Source organism: Ciceribacter azotifigens, from assembly GCF_048159625.1.
Classification (GTDB): domain Bacteria; phylum Pseudomonadota; class Alphaproteobacteria; order Rhizobiales; family Rhizobiaceae; genus Allorhizobium; species Allorhizobium azotifigens.
The window spans coordinates 85,600-105,083 of record NZ_JBLQTA010000007.1 but is presented as its reverse complement, the minus strand read 5'-3'; the positions used below and the strand labels follow the sequence as shown (position 1 = coordinate 105,083).

Here is a 19,484-nt window from a genome sequence, read left to right as displayed (position 1 = left end):
TATAGATTCCGATCTGGCACGCTCTCCCGCATCGATCACGATGACACGATGGCGGGAGGCTTCGATGGTTGCGCGTTCGGTACCCTACAGCGTTGAGTGGCTCGGCACGAGCTACAGGATCTCCCTGACGGCGGCGCAGACGCAGGCGCGCGTCGGAATATTCGAAAGCCTCGATCAGCCGGGTTATGGCCCTCCCCGCCACATCCACAATCGCGAGGACGAGACCTTCCACATCCAGTCCGGCGAAGTGGAGTTCTGGATGAATGGCCAAAGACGACTGGAAGGTCCGGGCAGCGTCGTCTTCGTTCCGCGCGGAACGGAACACGCATTTCGAGTGGTCGGCGACCTGCCGGCCCGAATGCTGACCATCATGACCCCCGGCGGCTTCGAAGGCTTCTTTGCTGAAATGGCCGAACACAATTGCCGTATCCCCGAAGACATGGATCAGGTCGCCGCGATCGGTGCACGTTTCGGGCTGACATTCACCGGGCCGCCGCTTGGCACGGCCTGACCCTACCATCGCGAACAGGAGCAACGGACATGCGTGGCATCTCCTTCTGGTTCTTCATGACGGGGGTCATCTACGTGACGCTCGGAATGGTCTGGGGCATCGTCATGGCGGCGACCGGCGATCACAGGCTGGCGGCAGCCCACGCCCACCTCAATCTCGTCGGTTGGGTGACGCTGGCGCTCTTCGGCATCTATTACCACCTCGTTCCCCGGGCCGGCGAACACGTGCTCGCGAAGGTGCATTTCGCCGTGGCCACCGCCGGGGTGGTGCTGATCGTTCCGGGCATTGCCATGGCGCTCTCGGGCGCAGGCGAACTGTTGGCCAAGACCGGTTCGGTTCTCACCCTTGCATCGATGCTTCTGTTTGCGGTCGTGGTCTTCCGCAGTCGGAAAACGGCGGAAGTGCCTGAACGGACGACGGTCGAGCAAGGCCTTGTGCAATCCGCCTGACATGACGTGCGATGAGATATCCTGTTGAACGATGGAGGGACAAATGGTTCTCCGACCCATAGGGGCTGTCGAAGGACAGGTTGAAGGCCGCGGCAATCGCGGTCGGCCGATCGGGCGCGTCGAGGATCGTGTTCCCGATCTCGATCGGTCGCAAAGAGGGCTGCTGCTGCATGGCGGCGCATTCGATATCGACCACTTTCTGGCCGATCCCGAAACCTACAAGGCCATCCACGAGATCGTGCGGGAGGGACCGTCGGCCGGCGAGTTCAAGATGAAGGGTCCGGTGTGGACGCTGATCCTCGATCACGACCAGACGGCGAAGCTGAGCCAGGTTCTCATCGAAGGAGGGGGACCGCTCCTTGCTGCAGCCGGCGTCGCGGCTCCGGTGATTGCCGGCGCCCTCTTCGCCTCCATCGTCTACATCAACTTTGTGGATCGACTGGGCGGCAACAATGGCGTGGAGATCAATGGTGTCGTCGGCGTCCAGGGGATCCTCGTTCATCCCCGCCTGATGGGTGGCCGGTTTGAACTTCTCGCCGACAGCGCAAGGATCGGCGTCGCCGGGGTAACCATCACCGCCTGGCTCGTCGCGGCCATCTCGAAGTCACCGGCGCTTGCGACCGCGCTGCAGTTTGCGCCCTTGGCGGCGATCGCCAATGCGGTCTCGATCGGAACGCCGCTCGGCCTTGCAATTGGCGCGGCACTGGGCCTTGTGCTCGATGGCGAGCCAGACCCCAATACCTTCGGCCCCGTGGTCGCAAACCGCAACCAGGTCGGCGAATGGGAAGCGTTCGAGATCGGAACCTGCCGTGACAGCAGCGAAGTTTCGCTGATGTCGCACATGGGGCATTTCTCTGCCGTCGATGGGGGCGGAAAGGGTGTCTACGCGAACCGCCCGGAGGTGGGAGCGTGGGAGCGCTGGGGTTTGATCAAGCATGGCGACGGGACAGCGAGTTTTCTGACGGCCAACGGGCACCTGCTGACTGCCGAATCGGGAGGCGGGCGCGAGTGCAACGCAAATCGCACCACCATCGGACCCTGGGAGAAGTTCCATATCGAACCCCTTGCCGGCGGCAAGTTTGCGCTCAGGACCTTCGTCACCGGTCATTACGTCTGCGTGGAGCCGCGGTGACATCCACCACGACTTCCCGGATGCGACGGCAGGCTTGGGCGGCTTCGGCGACGGTCTTCTTTGTCATTCACGGCCGCAAGTCAAACCCTATGCGCCGAAGGGCGGCGGTGTCGCTCGCGTTGGCAGCACCACCTCGACCGGCATTACAGGCGTAGCTGCATGCTCGCGCCAGGTCCGTGTCACCCTCAGCCGGCTGAAACGGAAGCGCAACACGCGTCATCCGGGATGCGATGAGAACCCTGAGGAGAATCCGCTGGTGTGACCTGCGGGTTCAGGTTTCTCGATTGGGCGAGCGTTCCAATCAGTTCCAACCTCCGTCCCGTGAGCAGCGATTCCTAAACACGCCTGCAGCGGTGAGGATGTAACCGAGAGTTACCCGATCGGGAAATTTATCCCGCCAGACAACATCCAGCCAGACAACATCCAGCATCAACAATTTTACCGATCGGGAAAATTGACCCCGACAAGGCGCTGACATTTTCCTGAGCGGGAAAGCGATTATGGCAAAAAGGGTAAGAACTCCAGCCGATATCGGCACTTTGGTACGAAGCGCACGTAAGGAGCAACACTTGCGGCAGGACGAACTTGCCGGTGTTGCCGGCGTCGGGCTCCGGTTCATCGTCGGTCTCGAAGGGGGCAAGCCAACGGCGCAGATCGGGACGGTCCTGCAGGTTCTCCAAACGCTCGGGTGTTCCATCGACATTCTAGCTCCTGGCGAGCGCAGACCGTGGCTGACAAGGTTCTGAATGTCTGGTGGGATGGTCGCCTTGTCGGTCAATTCACGCAGGACAGGCATGGCGATATCGCCTTTGCCTATGCTCAGGCTTGGCTTGATGACGGTGAGACACTCCCGCTTTCCGCTTCGCTGCCGAAGCGATCGGACCGCTTTTCACGTCGGGAATGCCGACCCTTCGTCGGCGACCTCCTGCCCGAGGAAAGCCAGCGGCGTGAAGAGGAGCTCCCGGCCATGCGCGTCTTTTGCCCTGCGTGGGCGCCGTCATTTTCAGGCGCCTCCGCTGACAATCAATGTGTTTCGCGCGGTCTGGAAGGCGTCTCGCAGTGGCGTGTGGTTATTAAGCCCTTCGAGGGCATAGCTGTTGAGAAACTGGCGTCCGGCGAACAGTTTGCGTTCGACGGGGCTCAAATCTGCTTCGTCGCAGACCTCCTGCCAGCGCGTGGCGATGGTCGTGACCTGGTGTTCGATCAGGGCAGCGGCATCGGTTTCCTTTAGGTGATAATCCGGCGCGGCGGCAATCAATGTGGCGAGGGTGCTGGCGCGCCCAGCGCCCTTGATCAGCATCGCCTGTGTGGCTTCGTTGCCTGTGCGCGCTTGCGGGCAGATGTCGTAGGCGGGGGTGAGCGTGAGCATCTTGCCATCCCAGAAGGCAGCATGGTTGCGGGCGTGGTCGTCGGTATTGCCGCACAGCACGTTGAAGCAGATCCGCCCATAGAGTTCCTTCAGCGTGTCCTTGGGGTTCGTGAAGCGGTGGCGGATGAGTTCGGCCAAGTCTTCGTAGGAAGCGTAACGGGCCATCATCTCATCGAGCCCGAGCATGGTGAGGGTCGAGACCATGGCCTTGCGCGTCCAACCGTCTTTTGTGTGCGTGCGGTCGAAGCGCTCTATCAGCAGCACATCCTTGTGGGCGGCACGGGTCATTGACACGGGCGCGGCGTTGAGCCCGCAGGCAGATGCCAGCGTCATCGCGATGAATTCGGCCTTCACGACGCTGTAAGTGTCGTTGGCGGCCGAGAATTTGGCGATGAACTTCTTCGTGTCGTCTTCAATCAGCGCCTTGGGGCGCGCGCCGCCGATCGAGGTGGCGTGATTAAGGGCTTGATCGAGCGCCGGAGTAAGAGGGACACCCTTTTCGATGAGTTCGGCCGCTTCGAGGAGTTCATCGAGCGATGCCTGTGCGGGCAGGCGAGGGATATACTCTGTGGCCGATGCCTGGAAATCGAGGGCGCCGATGCGGTCGGAGCCCGACTGGAGCAGGAAGATCAGCTCGCTGATCTCCGGCACGCCAGCAGCGTCGGGCTTCTTGCCCGTCAGCCTGTTGATGATGACACGGCGGCCCCAGGCGTCCGGCGAGCCGTCGCGAATGCAACTGGCCATGGTCAGACCGTTGATCGGCGCAATGACGCCCTCCTGGAGGGGGAGCTCCGGCTCGTAGATGGGAATAGCGCTCTTACGACGGCGGTAGCTAGCGCCGTAGGTAAAGAGCAGGCGCTCGCCATCCTGGTCGAGGCGGCCGGCCACCACCGGTTCCGTCGCCCCGGGCAGCCACATCCAGACAAAGGCTTCTGTCGCATCCGTCTTAGAAGTCATCATCGACCTCCCTTACACTGTGGCGAACGCTCTTGGGCAGCAGGGTCAGTTTTTCGTCGAGGCGCGCATTGTGCAGCTGAAGCGTGCGCTCGTCATAGTCGAACAGGCGCACGCCGACGAGGGAGGCAACCTCGAAGACGATGCCGATTTCAGGACCGGGTGCGCCTTTCTCGATGCTGGACAGGGTGGTGCGGCTGATGCCGGCGCGATCTGCGAGTTCCTGCGCGGTCAGTCCGCGCTCGGCGCGGCCGACGCGGATCAGCTTGCCGAGCATGGCGAGCGCCTGGTGCGTGATTCTGGAGTAGCTTCTTTGACGGGGCACTTCTATACCTTGCTTTGTTCATTTAAGTGGACAGGAGACCTTCTCGCGTCCAGAATTTTGTACATTATGCCATGGCGCTTAAGGCAAAATCAAGTTTTGTTCATTTATTTGGTCGTAGGGGTGATTAATGACCAGAATTTTGTACATATTCGAATTTCAGTAGCCACATTAGTTGATTGCGGCATAAGGAAATTCGGGGCGCCATGAAGGCGGGGTATACGGAATTCTCTTTTAGCTACGCCTTCACGGAAAATCTGATCCGCGGTTCGGCCACGCCCCCCCCCAGCGGCGCGTCGGTCGTTCCCAACCTCGCGCAGGAGGCGACCTTGGGCTATGACGTCCAGATCGGCTTCCCCGCGTTTCCGCTATTCTTTCAGTACAAGCTACCGAAGCTGATGACGCGCGCCAGCGCCTTTGAGCTCGCCAATGGCCTGTGCCCTGGTCTGACGCTTGACTTTTTCAGATCTCGCTCATGCGCAGGGATGTGTCGGACCAGCATCGGCTGCTGATTGACTGGGAGGGACGCTATCCGGGTCAGGTCTTCTATACCGCGCCGTGTCTGCGCGACTATGCGGCGTTTAATACCGCGTACAACACGGCGAGCGTTGTCGGCAATTCCGTCTTGTTTTCGCCTGACGATATTGGGGCCGCTGCCGGACGACAAGGTCCATACAATCGCCTACACGCCCCGCCTGAACTATGGGTATTTTTGCACTGCGACACGGGAACCCCTCGTACCTCGGCCCAAACTCGACGTTTGCAACTGCCTCTTCCCATAACATTAAGATTGCACAATAACGCTATCAATGTTAGCGTGTGGGACAATGTTAAAAAGAGATGCCAACATCAACGATTCGCAGTTTCCGGAAGCGCTGGAGCGCTATCTGGGAGAACTGCTCCATGAGCGCATTGACGTTCGCCCGTTCGAGGGCACGCGCAGCTTGCCGTCCTTTATCGGACGAATCTACACCCTCTATGAAGCTCGCATCCTAGGTCGGCATTACATCATCGTCGCCAGGCTCGGAGACACGGGCACTCCCGCCGACATCGCCAAACACATCGACATCGTCGGTCATGCCACCAATGCGAAGGTGGCTTTCGCCACCATGACTATCAGTGCGCACAACCGGTCGCGGCTCATCGGTCAAGGTGTCCCCTTTATTGTTCCCGGCAACCAGCTCTACATACCCGACCTGGCAATCGACCTTCGCGAGCATTTCCGTGCCCCACGCCACCGGCAGTCGGACGACCTGTCCCCTGCCGCCCAAACCGTCCTTTTTCATCACATCCTGCATCCCAACCGGAACCTGACAACGCCATCCCTCCTGGCTGAACGTCTACATTACTCGGCTATGTCGATCGGCCGAGCATTCGACGATCTGGAAGCCGCCGGCCTCGCTGAAACCGTCAGGCACGGGAAAGAGAGACGCATTCACTTCAAGGCAGAAGGGCGACACCTCCTGGAGGAAGCCACGTCACTTCTGCGCAGTCCGGTTCGATCTCTGAAATTCGTGCGCGGAAACGCCTCCGGCGCGCACCTTAAGTTGGCCGGGGAAACGGCACTATCCCACCTAACGGAACTGGCTAGCCCTCGTATCGACACTTTCGCCGTCGCCGCCAGCGACTGGAAAGCGATTTCGCAAACTGCGAACCTGGCCGAAACCGACCGCGACGAAGCCAACTGCATCATCGAGACATGGTCCTACGATCCGGCCGCCTTGTCCGACACCCACATGGTGGACGTCCTGTCCTTGTACGCACAATTCCGGGGTCATCGCGACGAGCGTGTCGCCATGGCTGCGGATCGGCTTTTGGAGAACCTGACTTGGTAACCGGCATCGATAAATTTCGGAAACACTTCGCAGGCTATGAGGACCACTACGCTATCATCGGTGGCGCGGCCTGTGACCTCCTGTTCGATGAAGCTGGCCTCGATTTCAGGGCCACCAAGGATATCGACATGGTGCTCTGCGTTGAGGTGGTCGATGCCGCCTTCGGCACAGCTTTCAAAGAATTTCTGGAATCTGGCGGCTACCAGGCACGCGAACGTAGCACTGGCGATAAGGAATTCTACCGCTTCCACAAGCCTTCGGACCACGGCTTTCCCTTCATGATCGAGCTGTTTTCCCGCAAGCCCGGCACACTCGACCTTCCGGAAAATTCAGAACTCACCCCCATTCCGGTTGAGGAAGACATCATCAGCCTCTCGGCTATTCTGCTCGACGATGGATATTATGAAGCGTTGCAGTCCGCGAAGCGCACGATCGAGGGCGTGACTGTCATCGACGAAACACTCCTCATTCCCTTCAAAGCGCGGGCATTTCTCGATCTGTCCGCGAGAGCCGAAGCCGGGGAGAAGATCGACAGCAAAAACATCAAGAAGCACCGCAATGATGTGCTGCGCCTGACCCAGCTTCTGCGAAGCGATTCATCGATCACTTTGCCCGATCAAATTCGCAACGACATGCGCCGCTTCCTTGATCTGGCTGAGGCCGACGCAACTCTCGACCCGAAAGCTCTCAACATACCATTTACCCGTGACGAGGCGATCGCCCTTCTCAGGTCAGCTTATAAGCTGGCAGATGCATGAGCCGAACCTCCATCTACAGCTTTACTCCGCCATTGCTGGACCCAGCGCCTGGCGCAACCATGGGGCGGATGTCTCCGAAATCGAAGACGCCGGCATTCGCGAGGTGCTTCAAGCGCCGGGCGTCGCTTACGGAGCATGATCGATCCTAGATGCGCTGCTGTCACCGACCGGCGTGGGCACATCTTTCATCTTCAAACAACAGCCTGGGCGAGCTCGGGAAGTAATGGACGCGTTGTCGGGTCTGTTCGCCAAGTTCGTCGCTCGCGTCTCTCTGCTCATCTTCCGGAACCGGATCGCACATCACGAACCGATCTTATGCCGATACGCTCTTGCGGCACCTTCACCCACGATCTGCATGATCTGGCTGCCTGGTTCAGATCCTGCGGCGTCACGAGCGTGGCGATGGAGTCGACCGGCGTTTACCGGATACCGGCTTTCGAGATCCAAGGCGCTTGCCGAGCGCGTAGGATATATTCGTATCATGTTGAAATGTCTGAGCTATGGTCCCAGATCAATTGCGACTTCGATCTGAGCCCTGGTACAATTCGATCAGCGACCTCGGAAATGACGTGCCGAAGAACCAAACTGTTTGCCGCGATGGACCAGATCGGAGTGGGCGGCCCAAACCGCCGCCGGCCTTCTACTCCTCGTAGCGGCCGAGGGCGGCGCCCGCCTCCAGATAGCTGCCGGTTCCTGCGATGAGCCGGAAGGTGCCGCTGCGGGTCGCCGTCACCTGGGTCTCCATCTTCATCGCTTCCATCACGGCGATGAGGTCACCCTTTTCCACCTCGTCGCCGTCGCCGACCTTCCAGGCCTGCAGCGTCCCGGCGATCGGCGCCGAAAGGACGGCCGGATCCGCGGCCGGCGTGGCCTGAGGGACGTTTCCGGCGACGGGCGTAGCCGCAAGGCCCTGGAAGAGCAGCGCGGGAAGCGCAAGTTCGTGCCGCCGCCCGTCGATCTCGACGTGAGTGCGTATGAGCGCGGGCTCGGCGACCGGTTCCGGCCGGGGTTCGGCTTCCAGCCGCCCGGCGAACTCGTTCTCGATCCAGCGGGTATGGACCTTGAAGCCGTCCTCACCGACGAAATCCGCCGCCTCGATGGCCGCACGGTGGAAGGGAAGCACCGTCGTCACCCCTTCAATCCGGAATTCGGCGAGCGCGCGGCAGGCACGTTTGAGTGCCTCCTCGCGTGTCGCGCCGGTAACAATGAGCTTTGCCACCAGCGAATCGAACACGCCGGGGATCGAGGAACCGGTCTCGACGCCGCTGTCGAGACGAATGCCGGGGCCGGACGGCGGCACGAAGGCGCCGATGCGACCGGGGGTTGGCAGGAAGCCGCGGCCGGGATCCTCGGCATTGATGCGAAATTCGATCGCATGACCGCGCGGCGCCGGCGTTTCCGTCACGCGAAGCGGCAGGCCCTCGGCGACGCGAAACTGTTCAACCACAAGGTCGAGACCGGTCGTCTCTTCGGTCACCGGATGTTCGACCTGCAGGCGGGTGTTCACCTCGAGGAAGGAGATCGTGCCGTCGACGCCGAGCAGGAACTCGACCGTGCCGGCGCCGGAATAGCCGGCCGCGGCACAGATCCTGCGGGAAGCCTCGTGGATCGTCTGCCGCTGGGCGTCGGTGAGGAACGGTGCCGGCGCCTCCTCGACGAGCTTCTGGTTGCGCCGTTGCAGCGAGCAGTCTCGGGTTCCGAGCACGACAACATTGCCGAGCCGGTCAGCGATCACCTGCGCCTCGACGTGGCGCGGGCGGTCGAGGAAGCGTTCGAGGAAGCATTCGCCGCGGCCGAAGGCGGCGGTTGCCTCGCGAACAGCGGATTCGTAGAGTTCGGGGATCTCCTCCATCTTCCAGGCAACCTTCATGCCGCGGCCACCGCCGCCATGGGCTGCCTTGATGGCGACCGGCAGGCCGTGCGCTTCGGCAAAGGCGAGCACCTCCGCCGCCGAGGAGACAGGCCCGTCGCTGCCGGCGACGAGCGGTGCACCGACGCCTGTTGCGATCCGCCGCGCCTCCACCTTGTCGCCGAGCGCCTCGATCACCTGCGGGTCGGGACCGATCCAGGTGAGGCCGGCCTCGATCACGGCGCGCGCGAACTCTGCACGCTCCGAAAGAAAGCCGTAACCTGGATGGACCGCATCGGCGCCGGAGCGGCGGGCGACGGCGATCAGTTTTTCGATGTCGAGATAGGTTTCCGCCGGACGGACGCCGGAAAGCCCGTAGGCCTCGTCGGCGAGCCGCACGAAGAGCGCGTCCATATCGGGATCGGCATAGACGGCGACCGATTGCAGGCCGTAGTCGCGACAGGCGCGGATGATCCGCACGGCGATCTCGCCGCGGTTGGCGATCAGGACTTTTCTCACTTTGGTCTCCTCACTGTCTTTCCGCGGCGTCTCGGCCGGTCGACGGCGTGATCTCGGCAAATTGCGAAACCGGCCGGAATCTTATCTTCGCATTGGCCGGTATCTGTCCGGCGAGATCGAGATGGTATTCGGCGACCGCGCCGATCACCGGATAGCCGCCAGTAAGCGGATGGTCGGCGAGGAAGAGCACCGGCTGGCCGCTATGCGGCACCTGGATTGCTCCGGTTGCCGTCCCTTCGCTCGGGAGTTCGGCGCTGTCCCGACGCTCGATCGGCTGCTCGCCCGAAAGGCGAATACCGACGCGGCTCGACTGCGGGGTCACCGTCCAGAGCTGATCGGTGAGGCTCGCGAGACCGGCTTTCGTGAACCAGTCGGTGCGCGGCCCGAGAACGACGTCGAGCGTCACGATCTCTCCCGGTTTCGGTGCCGCAAAGGCCGGTGTCTCGGTGAGCGAGACGCTCGTCAGTCCCTCGCGATCGTCGGCAAGCGCAAGCACCGCACCTGCACCGACGGGCTCGGGTCCGATGACGGCCAGCGTGTCGGTCGAGGCGCTGCCGAGCACCGGCTTGACACTGAAGCCACCGCGCACCGCAAGATAGCTGCGCATGCCGGCCGGCGGATGGCCGAGGGTGACGACATCGCCCGGTTCGAGCGCGATCGGCTGGTAGCCGACGGCCTCGATCTCCCGGCCGGCGGCGTCGCGGACAAGGATCGGACACGGTGCGCCGGCGAAGGCGACGACGGCGCGGGCCCTTGCCTCGAAGGAGAAGCCGCCGAGCGTGATTTCGAGGCAGGGCCAGCCGGGCGGATTCCCGACGACGCGGTTCGCGGCCTTCAGTGCACCCTGGTCGAGGGCGCCCGACGCCGAAACCCCCTGCCCCGTCTGTCCGAACCGGCCCAAATCCTGTAAGAGCGCAGGGATCGGCGCAGCGAGGACCTTGAACACGGTCACCGTGTGACCGACCTCCCCCGCGTCCGACACGTTCTCCGCCGAGGCCGGCCGCGCCGCTGCGGTTGTGGTCAGCCCGCGCTTTTCGAGATCGACGAAGCGCACGCGGTAGCCGGGCTGGAAGAGTGCCGGCGGGTCGCGGGAAAGGTCCCACATCTTTTCCGGGGTGGTGCCGATGATCTGCCAGCCACCGGGGCTCGCCTGCGGATAGACGCCGGAAAAGGCGCCTGCAAGCGCGACGGAGCCCGCCGGAATGCGCATGCGCGGGCTTTGCCGCCGCGGCACCTGCAAGGCCGGATCGCCGCCGACGAGATAGCCGAAGCCCGGCGCAAAGCCGCAGAAGGCGACGGTGAATTCGCTCTCCGTATGCCGACGGATCACCTCCTCGACGGAGAGCCCGGTCAAGCGCGCGACCTCGTCCAGATCCTCGCCGTCGTAGCGTACGGGGATCTCGACGAGGTGTTCGGACGGCGCCGTGCGAACCGAAAGATCGCGTCCCGCAATCGCCGCGGCAAGCGTAGCCGCGCTCAGCCGCTCCGGTCGGAACCGGATCATCAGCGTGCGCGCGGCCGGCACCAGGTCTTCGACGCCGGGGACCGGATCAGCCTGAAGGGACGCGAAGAGGGCCAGCGTCTCGTCGAGGTCGGCAAGCTCGACCAGGATCGTCGTCAGGCTGACGGGCAGAAAGCGCATGCGGACCTCAGGCGTGATAGGCGGAATCGGGAATATCGGTGATGAACATGTGCCCGGGCGCGTGCGTGATCGCGAACGGCACGACGGAAGCCATGACGGCCGCCTGCGGCGTCACCCCGCAGGCCCAGAACACCGGCACTTCGCCCGGCTCGATACGCACCGGGTCGCCGAACTCCGGCTTCGAGAGATCTCGGATACCGATGAGCTCCGGCGCGCCGACATGCACCGGGGCGCCGTGAACGGCCGGGAAGCGGCCGGAGATCGTCGCGGCGTCCGCAACGCGGGAGGCTGGGATTGGCCGCATGGAGACGACCATGTTGCCCTTGAGCCGACCGGCAGGCCGGCACGGCTGGTCGGTCAGGTACATGGGCACATTGGTGCCGTCGGTGATATGACGGATCTCGATGCCGGCCTCGATCATCGGCGTTTCGAAGGTGAAGCTGCAGCCGATCAGGAAGCTCACGAGGTCGGGATGCTCGGCCCAGGCAGCCGTTGCATCCGGCGTCTCTTCGGCAAGCTTGCCGTCGCGCCAGATGCGGTAGAGCGGAATGTCCGTGCGCAGGTCCGCACCCGGCGCAAGCATGGTGTGATGCGAACCCGGATCGGAAACGTCGAGAACCGGGCAGGCCTTGGGATTGCGTTGCGCGTAGAGCAGAAAATCGAATGCCCAGTCCCGCGGTAGCACGATCATGTTCGCCTGGGTGAAACCGGGTGCCACCCCGGACGTCGACTCGACGGCACCGGCACGATAGCGTTCACGTGCGGCCCGTGCGCGGCCTGCATCGACATGGCGGAGGTATTCGGGAGCGATCATGCCGGTCTCCTCCGGTCAGCCTGCAAGGAAGGAGCGGACGCGAACACCATCGGCCTCGAAGGCACGGCGGATCTCCCGTGCAATGGCGACGGCGCCGGGGCTGTCCCCGTGAACGCAGATCGACTGCGCGTCGATCTTGATCGTCGAGCCGTCGGTCGCTTCCAGTGTACCCTGGTAGGCGAGCCGCAGCATGCGTCGGGCGATCAGTTGCGGGTCATGCAGCACGGCACCCGGCTCCCGGCGCGATACAAGCTGGCCGTCGGGCTGGTAGGCGCGGTCGGCAAAGGCTTCCGCCACGACCTGAAGCCCCGCCTCGCGGGCGAGATCGAGGATCGGGGAGCCGGCGAGCCCCATCAGGACGAGCGAGGAATCGACCGCCTTGATGCCATCGATCACAGCCTGTCCCTGCTTCGGATCATGGGCGATGCGATTATAGAGCGCCCCATGCGGCTTGACGTAGCCCACGGTCGTTCCGGCGGCGGTAGCAAGCCCCTTGAGGGCGCCGATCTGGTAGATGACGTCCGCGGTGAGCTCGCCGCTCGTCACGTCCATGTCGCGCCGGCCGAAGCCGACGCGATCGGGATAGGAGACATGCGCGCCGATCGAAACACCCTTCTCGGCCGCCGCCTTGACGGTATTCAGTATGCCGGCGGGATCTCCCGCATGGAAGCCACAGGCGACGTTGGCACTGGAGACGATGGCGAGCATCGCTTCGTCGTCTCCCATCTTCCAGGCGCCGTAGCCTTCGCCGAGATCGCTGTTGAGATCGATTGCCGTCATCGAAGGTCTCCTTATGCGCTTGCCGTCAGCAGTGCGAAGATCGGACCGATCGACTTGTAGCCCATGTACCAGGTGAGCGCACAGACCGCCGCGCCGAGAACGAGCAGCCAGCGCGGATACCGGTATCCGCCCATGAGGTCGGAACGGGCCCAGGCCGCATAGACGAAGATGGAAAGGCCGATCGGCAGGATGAGGCCGTTGAGGCCACCGACGAAGACCAGCATCTGCGCCGGCGGCGTGGTGATCACGACGTAGAAGAAGAGCGAGACGGCGATGAAGACGACGGTTGCAAGGTTGCGGCCCCGCTCGCTGATGTCCGGCTTGAAGGCGGTGAGGAAGGAGACCGAGGTATAGGCCGCGCCGATGACGGAGGTGATGGCGGCAAACCAGAGGACAGCGCCGAAGATGCGCAGTCCGACATTGCCGGCCGCGGCCTCGAAGGCCTGGGCCGCCGGGTTGGCACCCTTGCCGGAGATGTCGATGACGACACCGCTTGCGACGACGCCGAGGATCGCGAGGAAGAGCACGTAACGCATGAGGCCGGTCACCGCGATGCCGGAGAGTGCGGCCCGGTTCACAGCGCCGAGATTTTCGATGCCGACCGTTCCCTTGTCGAGCAGGCGATGTGCGCCGGAATAGGTGATGTAGCCGCCGACCGTACCGCCGACGATGGTGGTGATGGTGGCAAAATCGATCGTGGCCGGCAGGACAGTCTGGTAGAGCGCGTCGCCGACCGGCGGCCCGGAGACGATGGCGACGTAGAGCGTCAGCAGGATCATCATGACACCGGCGACGATGATCAGCCGGTCGATGGCGACGCCCGCGCGTTTCGAGAGGAAGATGCCGATCGCGATCAGCGCGCTGAGTGCCCCGCCCAGTTTCGGGTCGATGCCGAGCATGGCATTGAGGCCTAGTCCGGAGCCGCCGATATTGCCGATGTTGAAGAAGAGGCCGCCGACGATGACGAGCACCGCGAGCAGGTAGCCGGTTCCCGGAATGGCGGCATTGGCGATGTCGGAAGCGCGCATGCGCGTCAGCGTCACGATCCGCCAGATGTTGAGCTGGACGACAAAGTCGATGATGATCGAGGCGAGGATGGCGAAGGCGAAGGCCGCGCCGAGCTTGGACGTGAAGGTGGCCGTCTGGGTGATGAAGCCCGGACCGATTGCCGAGGTCGCCATCAGGAAGATGGCAGCGGTAAGCGACGCGCGGCGGGATTTGGCCGACTGGGTGGCGGGCGCAGAAGCGTCCTTCGTCGAACCTGCACTGCCTGGGGATATCGAATGCTGTTCCATGAACCCTCTCCTTATGATTGTGGCCCGTCCATGCACGAAGACGGGTCGTTCTGCTGCCTCCGATGGGCGCAGCGTCGCCGCGTTTCACAATTCTGTCAAGATTGTTGAACAATTTTTCTTGTTTGATTCCACCATTCTGTAATCTTGTAGAGCGTTGAAGTGTGGATATGTGCAGAACCTGGCTCCTTGCTGAGCATAATTGCCGCTGCCGCCGCGCGGACCTTGCCTCTCCTCCCGCTTCGGGGATATTGCGCAATGGGGTCGCCCGACGGCGCAGACCAGCAAGACGCGGATGCACGACATCCGGCAAGGGGCGGACTGACGGGGCTAGACGGAGAGACACGGCGCGCGCGCCAAAAGGGGCCGATGACACATCACGATCCAGCACTGACGCTCGCGCAACGGCTTGCCGAACAGATCCGCGCACGCCTGATCGACGGCGAGTTGAAGCCCGGCCAGCGGCTCTCGGAGGCGGCGCTGAGCGGCAATCTCGACGTTTCGCGCAACTCGCTCCGCGAAGCGTTCCGTCTCCTTACCAAGGAAGGCCTGCTGCGGCACGAGCCGAACCGTGGCGTCTTCGTCGCGACGCCGAGCATGGCCTCGATCATCGACATTTACCGGGTCCGGCGCCTGATCGAATGCCGGGCGCTCGAACAGGCCTACCCGCAGCATCCGGCGGTGATGCGCATGCATGATGCCGTCGAGACTGCCCTGAAATGCCGCGAGGCGAAAGACTGGGTCGGCGTCGGCAGCGCCAACATGGCGTTTCATGCGGCGATCGTCGACCTCGCCGACAGCACGAGGCTCAACGCCTTCTACGGCCAGATCGCCGCCGAACTCCGCCTGAGCTTCGGACTTCTCGAGGATCCGGAGTTCCTCCACGCCCCTTACGTCGACCTGAACGCAGCGATACTGGAACAGGTGAAGGCGGGGAAATCCACCGAGGCGGCACGCGCGCTGGAGGCTTATCTCGAACGGTCGGAACGGACGGTGCTGGCGGCATTTTCCAGGCTCGGAGAGATGGGATAAGCCCAGCTTCGCGGGCGTGCGGTGCTTGGGTCGGCATCTTTAGGGAACGACGTTCGGTCCAAGGGCGGCTGGATAATTCCGGGCGCCCGATTGGAACAGGCGAGGAAACAGGCCGGCCGAGGCCGACCTGCTTCGTTCAGCGGCGACCGAAACGGTCGATGACTTCGGCAAGCGGTACATGCCCCTGAAAGGCGCCGGACCCCGCTGCAACCTCACCTTCCTCGAGTGCGCTCGCGAAACGCACCGCCGGATCCGCCTCCAGCCGCCGGCGGAGCGCCTCGATGCGCGGCCAGCGGCTTGCGGGTGCGACCTCGTGAAAATCGAGCCAGCGGGCGACGCCGACGAAGACGCCGTCTGCCAGCGTCGGCCGATTTCCGAGGAGATAGGGACTGTCGCCCAGCATCGCCTCAAGCTTGTCGTGCCGCGCGGTGACGGCCTCTTGCCCAAAGCGCCGCAAGGCATTTTGGAGCACCGGGTCCGACGGATCCATCTCGAACGCAGCCCAGAGTGGGCTGAAGGCCGCCGTGAAACCGGTGTTAATGAAGGCCATCAGTTGGATCATCCGGTCGGAATCGGCTGACCTCGGATCGAAGCTGATGCGCCGCTCCGTATCGCGTGCCGCAAACCAATGGGCGATCGCCATGGTTTCGGTGACGACACGGCCGTCGTCGGTGACGAGGATGGGCGTCTCGTGCCGGGCGTTCAGCCGGGCGTAAGAAGGCTCGCGCATCTCGCCGAGCATGTCGACCCGGCAGAGCCGGTAGGGTTTGCCCAGCCATTCGAGAGCCGCGACGAGCCCCATCGAGCTCCCGAGCGGGAAGCCGTAAACAAGAATAGGTTCCAATGTTCTTCTCCGTGATTTCTGTTGATCACGCTGCGCAGCGATCTGGATCTATGACCTGTCCCTACCCATGTAAATTACGCACATTTTTGTCACCACGTCGGAGCCCCGACATGAAAGACCTCGTTTCGCGCTGCCCGATCGAAGAAGTCATGCAGGTGTTGAGCGGCCGCTGGCCGACGCTCCTGATTTACTATCTGAAGGACGGGACGAAGCGGTTCAGCGATCTGAGGCGCGACAATCCGACTGTCTCGCACCGAATCCTCACGCTAGAGCTGCGCAAGCTCGAAGACGCCGGTATCGTCGAGCGAACGGCCTTCGATGGTTATCCACTGCGCGTGGAATACGACCTGACGCCCGACGGCATGGCCCTAGTTCCGCTGCTCGACGCACTCGGGACCTGGTGGGCTGGGCTGGAGCGCCGTCAGGACACCCCAACCCCGCAGCGGTCGGGTTCGCCGGTGGCGAGATAGAAGACGCCGAGAGACATCGGCGACCTCTGCCTCATGGCGAACACCCCGATGGAAAGCACGGATCCCTGAGACGATCAGCGCTTCGATTCTCGGGATGGCACATGGACGCACGTAGTCTTCACGGTTTCGTAACGGCTTCGGCTGCTACATCCTAGTCGGGATAGACCGGGAACATCGGCGCCGCGCGAGTGGTTGAAAGCAGCTTTGAATTCGGGTGAGGTCCTCGAACTCGACGCAGGCATCGTTGCGCCGGCGAAGGAGCATTTTGACTCATCGGCGAATCCGCTAATGACAAGAGGCTTTGAGGATACGGCCGCTCACAAAATGTTGGTTGTGCATTCTTATTTGTGCTTGCCGGCTGGAAATGGCGAATTTTCCTATGCTATGGGAACGCAGTCTGCCTTCGGGCGGTCTTTGTCGGGAGACTTCAGTTTGAAACGTATTGTCGTGGCGGTTGTTTGTGCGGGCTTGGCAGGTTGTCAGGCTCTTCCCGGCGCAGGTCCTTTGGCAGCGGACATCAATGCACAATCCGGAAGATCCATCGCCGAGTCGCACCGAGCAAACGCTGCCGTGTTTGAAGTGGTCGATGTTGACGCACGCACGGCAAGGACGGTCGCGAACTTCTCCGTAGGTCTCCTCAAGCGGCGTTTCGGAATCGGCGGCGGCGCCAAGAGCGCCGTGATCGGCGTAGGTGATCAGTTGCGCGTCACAATTTTTGAGGCAGGCGCCGACGGTCTATTCTCGACCTCCGATACGAAACAGACAAACATCGATATCGTCGTCCAGCCGGATGGCAAGGCCGCTATCCCCTACGTTGGTCAGGTCGTCTTTGCCGGCCGCACGCTGGAGGAGGCGCGCCAGGCTGTCCTCAGCTCGCTGGTCAACAAAGCTGTCGAACCGGATGTAATCGTAACGAGCGCAAGCACCGCCTCTCGTAACGTGACAGTGTCGGGCGCTGTCGGCAAACCCTCGATGGTGCCGCTCGGTCTCTCGGGAGAGACCATCATGGAGGTGATCGCCAAGGCTGGCGGTCCGGCAGCCCAACCTTATGAATCTTATGTGACGCTCACGCGCGGCAACAAGACCGGCACGGCGCTTCTGCAATCGATCGTCGATAATCCGTCGGAAAACATCTACGTGCAGCCGAAGGACCAGATTTTCGTCACGCAGGATCCGCGCACGTTCACGGCACTCGGGGAAGTCTGGAAGAACGGCCGCATTCCGTTCGGCTCCAACGACGTAAACCTCCTCGAAGCGATTGCGCTGGCCGGCGGCGGAAGCGACGAACGTATCGACGCGAAAGGCTATTTCGTTTTCCGTTACGAAGAGCCAGAAATTGTTTCGGACCTGCTGGGTCCCGAACGGTTCCATGACCTTCTCTCGAAGGGCATGGCACCGAACAAGGAAGGCAAATACCCGATCGTCTATCGTTTCGACATGTCGGTTGCCGATAGCCTCATCATTGGACAGAACTTCCCGATCAAGAGCCGCGACGTGATCTACGCGTCCCGCCATCCGGCCGTCGATTTCCAGAAGTTCATGAGGCTTGTATCCGGTCCCGTGACCACAGCACGGACCGCGCAGCTCATGATGAACCAGTGACGGCACACACCCACTCATAGCCAAATCGATCTGAAGCGCCGATATCACAGCAGCCCGGACTAGAGCTGCAATGCGACACAGCGGTCGACATGGATCACTTCGGCAAGACCCTCGCTGCAAGTTCGCTCCAATACGCGACTCCATAGCCAATGGCGTCATCGGCGAAGTTGTATCCGGGGTTGTGAAGAGCGGCGGAGTTTCCGTTACCGAGAAGAACATAAGCACCCGGCACCTGCCGCAAGATGAAGGCGAAATCTTCGGAGCCCATAACTGGTTTCAGATCGTCCCTCACCTTGTCGGCACCGGCCACTGCGCGCATGGCGTCGAGCGCGATCTCTGTCTCCGTCGTGTGATTGATTGTTGGAGGATAGGGCGTGAGGGGTGGTCTCGAGACTGTCACTTTGACGCCGAGCGCTTCGCCGGTCTTCTCGCAGATCCGCCAAAGCTCTTCTTCGATGGTGGCCGCAACCTTCTCCGAGAAACACCGGAATCCGCACTTCATCTGCACCTTGTCGGGAATGACGTTGAAGGCGTCGCCACCATTGATCGCCGTGATAGAAACCACCGCCTGCTCAAATGGATCCACCACGCGACTGACGATCGTCTGTACGGCACTGATGATGTGGCCGGCAGCCACGATCGGGTCGCGCGTCGTGTGCGGCTGCGCCGCATGTCCGCCCTCACCTTGAACGGTGATAAAGACACCATCGGCCGACGCCATCGCCGGGCCGCGCATGACACCGAATTCACCGACCGGCATCCCCGGCCAATTATGGAGCGCGTAGGCTCCTTTGACCGGGAAACGCTCGAGCATGCCGTCATCGATCATGGCCTGCGCGCCTGCCTGGCCTTCCTCCGCCGGCTGGAAACAGAAGATGAGCGTCCCATGGAAGGCGCGTGTTTCAGCGAGATACCTTGCGGCGCCCAACAGAATGGCGGTGTGTCCGTCATGGCCGCAGGCATGCATCCGTCCCGGAGCAGCGGACGAATACGCCGCGCCCGAGGCCTCTTCAATCGGAAGAGCATCCATGTCCGCCCGGAACAGGACGCGCTTATCCTTCGATGCCGCCGGCCCGCTCGAGCCATGCAATATGCCGAGGATGCCGGTTTTGCCGATCCCCTCGATCACCTCATCGAATCCGAATGAGCGAAGCCGCTCGGCCACAAGTCCCGCGGTGCGCGGTAAGTCATACATCAGCTCAGGATGGCGGTGAAAATCTTGTCGCCACTCGATCAGGTCAGGGAGCATCGCCGCAATCGAATTTCTAAACGAGGTGTTCATTTCGTCAGGTTCCCGTATTTGTTGCAGA

Annotated in this window: 19 protein-coding genes and 1 pseudogene; 11 read left to right on the top strand and 9 right to left on the bottom strand. The window is 62.4% G+C overall.

The window, feature by feature from the left end; translation table 11 throughout:
• Window positions 1-64 precede the first annotated feature (64 nt).
• From ACM6UT_RS12350 to ACM6UT_RS12330, 5 genes and pseudogenes are all read left to right on the top strand, one after another.
• Window positions 65-511 (top strand): cupin domain-containing protein, encoded by a 447-nt coding sequence (locus ACM6UT_RS12350; RefSeq protein WP_416797645.1) that lies wholly within the window; start codon window positions 65-67, stop codon window positions 509-511.
• A 29-nt stretch (window positions 512-540) separates the two neighbouring features.
• Window positions 541-960 (top strand): hypothetical protein, encoded by a 420-nt coding sequence (locus ACM6UT_RS12345; RefSeq protein ID WP_416797644.1) that lies wholly within the window; start codon window positions 541-543, stop codon window positions 958-960.
• Between the two features lie 43 nt (window positions 961-1,003).
• Complete coding sequence (locus ACM6UT_RS12340; RefSeq protein ID WP_416797643.1) at window positions 1,004-2,092, top strand: fascin domain-containing protein; 1,089 nt, start codon at window positions 1,004-1,006, stop codon at window positions 2,090-2,092.
• A 500-nt stretch (window positions 2,093-2,592) separates the two neighbouring features.
• A complete protein-coding gene (locus ACM6UT_RS12335) occupies window positions 2,593-2,838 on the top strand; it encodes a type II toxin-antitoxin system Y4mF family antitoxin (protein ID WP_416797642.1) in 246 nt (81 codons plus the stop codon).
• Window positions 2,820-3,038, top strand: a pseudogene (locus ACM6UT_RS12330) (HipA N-terminal domain-containing protein); the annotation flags it as partial. The gene ACM6UT_RS12335 and the pseudogene ACM6UT_RS12330, both read left to right, overlap by 19 nt.
• Before the next feature lie 57 nt (window positions 3,039-3,095).
• Here ACM6UT_RS12330 and ACM6UT_RS12325 read toward each other — a convergent pair.
• Window positions 3,096-4,418 carry a type II toxin-antitoxin system HipA family toxin gene (locus ACM6UT_RS12325; protein WP_416797641.1) on the bottom strand — a complete coding sequence of 441 codons (1,323 nt, stop codon included), beginning with the start codon at window positions 4,416-4,418 and terminating at the stop codon, window positions 3,096-3,098.
• Complete coding sequence (locus ACM6UT_RS12320; RefSeq protein WP_416797640.1) at window positions 4,408-4,692, bottom strand: helix-turn-helix transcriptional regulator; 285 nt, start codon at window positions 4,690-4,692, stop codon at window positions 4,408-4,410. Before ACM6UT_RS12320 ends, ACM6UT_RS12325 begins: the two co-directional genes overlap by 11 nt.
• Before the next feature lie 251 nt (window positions 4,693-4,943).
• Between ACM6UT_RS12320 and ACM6UT_RS12315 the strand changes: the two genes are divergently transcribed.
• From ACM6UT_RS12315 to ACM6UT_RS12305, 3 genes are all read left to right on the top strand, one after another.
• Window positions 4,944-5,249: a hypothetical protein gene (locus ACM6UT_RS12315; RefSeq protein WP_416797639.1), complete on the top strand. Its 306-nt coding sequence runs from the start codon at window positions 4,944-4,946 to the stop codon at window positions 5,247-5,249.
• Between the two features lie 315 nt (window positions 5,250-5,564).
• Complete coding sequence (locus ACM6UT_RS12310; RefSeq protein ID WP_416797638.1) at window positions 5,565-6,572, top strand: hypothetical protein; 1,008 nt, start codon at window positions 5,565-5,567, stop codon at window positions 6,570-6,572.
• Entirely contained in the window at window positions 6,566-7,330 is a 765-nt protein-coding gene (locus tag ACM6UT_RS12305) for a hypothetical protein (protein ID WP_416797637.1), read from the top strand. The genes ACM6UT_RS12310 and ACM6UT_RS12305 overlap by 7 nt, the downstream gene beginning before the upstream one ends.
• A 640-nt stretch (window positions 7,331-7,970) precedes the next feature.
• Here the strand turns inward: ACM6UT_RS12305 and ACM6UT_RS12300 are convergent.
• Genes ACM6UT_RS12300 through ACM6UT_RS12280 form a run of 5 tightly spaced genes read right to left on the bottom strand, consistent with a single transcriptional unit; the run spans window position 7,971 to window position 14,229 of the window.
• Window positions 7,971-9,698: an acetyl/propionyl/methylcrotonyl-CoA carboxylase subunit alpha gene (locus ACM6UT_RS12300; RefSeq protein WP_416797636.1), complete on the bottom strand. Its 1,728-nt coding sequence runs from the start codon at window positions 9,696-9,698 to the stop codon at window positions 7,971-7,973.
• A 10-nt stretch (window positions 9,699-9,708) separates the two neighbouring features.
• Window positions 9,709-11,340 (bottom strand): 5-oxoprolinase subunit B/C family protein, encoded by a 1,632-nt coding sequence (locus ACM6UT_RS12295; protein WP_416797635.1) that lies wholly within the window; start codon window positions 11,338-11,340, stop codon window positions 9,709-9,711.
• A gap of 7 nt (window positions 11,341-11,347) precedes the next feature.
• The gene (locus ACM6UT_RS12290; RefSeq protein ID WP_416797634.1) at window positions 11,348-12,154 is read right to left on the bottom strand and encodes a putative hydro-lyase; all 807 of its coding nucleotides are present in this window, start codon (window positions 12,152-12,154) and stop codon (window positions 11,348-11,350) included.
• A gap of 15 nt (window positions 12,155-12,169) precedes the next feature.
• A complete protein-coding gene (locus ACM6UT_RS12285; RefSeq protein WP_416797633.1) occupies window positions 12,170-12,934 on the bottom strand; it encodes a LamB/YcsF family protein in 765 nt (254 codons plus the stop codon).
• 11 nt (window positions 12,935-12,945) lie between these two features.
• Window positions 12,946-14,229 (bottom strand): NRAMP family divalent metal transporter, encoded by a 1,284-nt coding sequence (locus ACM6UT_RS12280; protein WP_416797632.1) that lies wholly within the window; start codon window positions 14,227-14,229, stop codon window positions 12,946-12,948.
• 366 nt (window positions 14,230-14,595) lie between these two features.
• Here ACM6UT_RS12280 and ACM6UT_RS12275 point away from each other — a divergent pair, with 366 nt between their 5' ends.
• Window positions 14,596-15,258, top strand: coding sequence for a GntR family transcriptional regulator (locus ACM6UT_RS12275; RefSeq protein WP_416797631.1), 663 nt, complete (start codon window positions 14,596-14,598; stop codon window positions 15,256-15,258).
• 136 nt (window positions 15,259-15,394) lie between these two features.
• On the opposite strand, the gene ACM6UT_RS12270 is transcribed toward ACM6UT_RS12275, so the two are convergent.
• The gene (locus tag ACM6UT_RS12270; RefSeq protein ID WP_416797630.1) at window positions 15,395-16,102 is read right to left on the bottom strand and encodes a glutathione S-transferase family protein; all 708 of its coding nucleotides are present in this window, start codon (window positions 16,100-16,102) and stop codon (window positions 15,395-15,397) included.
• A gap of 110 nt (window positions 16,103-16,212) precedes the next feature.
• On the opposite strand from ACM6UT_RS12270, the gene ACM6UT_RS12265 reads away from it, so the two are divergent.
• Window positions 16,213-16,572 (top strand): winged helix-turn-helix transcriptional regulator, encoded by a 360-nt coding sequence (locus ACM6UT_RS12265; protein WP_416797629.1) that lies wholly within the window; start codon window positions 16,213-16,215, stop codon window positions 16,570-16,572.
• A gap of 432 nt (window positions 16,573-17,004) precedes the next feature.
• The gene (locus ACM6UT_RS12260) at window positions 17,005-18,174 is read left to right on the top strand and encodes a polysaccharide biosynthesis/export family protein (RefSeq protein ID WP_416797743.1); all 1,170 of its coding nucleotides are present in this window, start codon (window positions 17,005-17,007) and stop codon (window positions 18,172-18,174) included.
• A gap of 94 nt (window positions 18,175-18,268) precedes the next feature.
• Here ACM6UT_RS12260 and ACM6UT_RS12255 read toward each other — a convergent pair whose 3' ends face one another.
• A complete protein-coding gene (locus ACM6UT_RS12255; protein WP_416797628.1) occupies window positions 18,269-19,456 on the bottom strand; it encodes a M20 aminoacylase family protein in 1,188 nt (395 codons plus the stop codon).
• Between the last annotated feature and the right edge of the window lie 28 nt (window positions 19,457-19,484).

Excerpts from the sequence above, each read along its gene's own strand:
- ACM6UT_RS12350 (WP_416797645.1), top strand. The coding sequence starts at position 65 with ATGGTTGCGCGTTCGGTACCCTACAGCGTTGAGTGGCTCGGCACGAGC.
- ACM6UT_RS12345 (WP_416797644.1), top strand. The coding sequence starts at position 541 with ATGCGTGGCATCTCCTTCTGGTTCTTCATGACGGGGGTCATCTACGTG.
- ACM6UT_RS12340 (WP_416797643.1), top strand. The coding sequence starts at position 1,004 with ATGGTTCTCCGACCCATAGGGGCTGTCGAAGGACAGGTTGAAGGCCGC.
- ACM6UT_RS12335 (WP_416797642.1), top strand. The coding sequence starts at position 2,593 with ATGGCAAAAAGGGTAAGAACTCCAGCCGATATCGGCACTTTGGTACGA.
- ACM6UT_RS12325 (WP_416797641.1), bottom strand. The coding sequence starts at position 4,418 with ATGACTTCTAAGACGGATGCGACAGAAGCCTTTGTCTGGATGTGGCTG.
- ACM6UT_RS12320 (WP_416797640.1), bottom strand. The coding sequence starts at position 4,692 with ATGCTCGGCAAGCTGATCCGCGTCGGCCGCGCCGAGCGCGGACTGACC.
- ACM6UT_RS12315 (WP_416797639.1), top strand. The coding sequence starts at position 4,944 with ATGAAGGCGGGGTATACGGAATTCTCTTTTAGCTACGCCTTCACGGAA.
- ACM6UT_RS12310 (WP_416797638.1), top strand. The coding sequence starts at position 5,565 with ATGTTAAAAAGAGATGCCAACATCAACGATTCGCAGTTTCCGGAAGCG.
- ACM6UT_RS12295 (WP_416797635.1), bottom strand. The coding sequence starts at position 11,340 with ATGCGCTTTCTGCCCGTCAGCCTGACGACGATCCTGGTCGAGCTTGCC.
- ACM6UT_RS12290 (WP_416797634.1), bottom strand. The coding sequence starts at position 12,154 with ATGATCGCTCCCGAATACCTCCGCCATGTCGATGCAGGCCGCGCACGG.
- ACM6UT_RS12285 (WP_416797633.1), bottom strand. The coding sequence starts at position 12,934 with ATGACGGCAATCGATCTCAACAGCGATCTCGGCGAAGGCTACGGCGCC.
- ACM6UT_RS12280 (WP_416797632.1), bottom strand. The coding sequence starts at position 14,229 with ATGGAACAGCATTCGATATCCCCAGGCAGTGCAGGTTCGACGAAGGAC.
- ACM6UT_RS12275 (WP_416797631.1), top strand. The coding sequence starts at position 14,596 with ATGACACATCACGATCCAGCACTGACGCTCGCGCAACGGCTTGCCGAA.
- ACM6UT_RS12265 (WP_416797629.1), top strand. The coding sequence starts at position 16,213 with ATGAAAGACCTCGTTTCGCGCTGCCCGATCGAAGAAGTCATGCAGGTG.
- ACM6UT_RS12255 (WP_416797628.1), bottom strand. The coding sequence starts at position 19,456 with ATGAACACCTCGTTTAGAAATTCGATTGCGGCGATGCTCCCTGACCTG.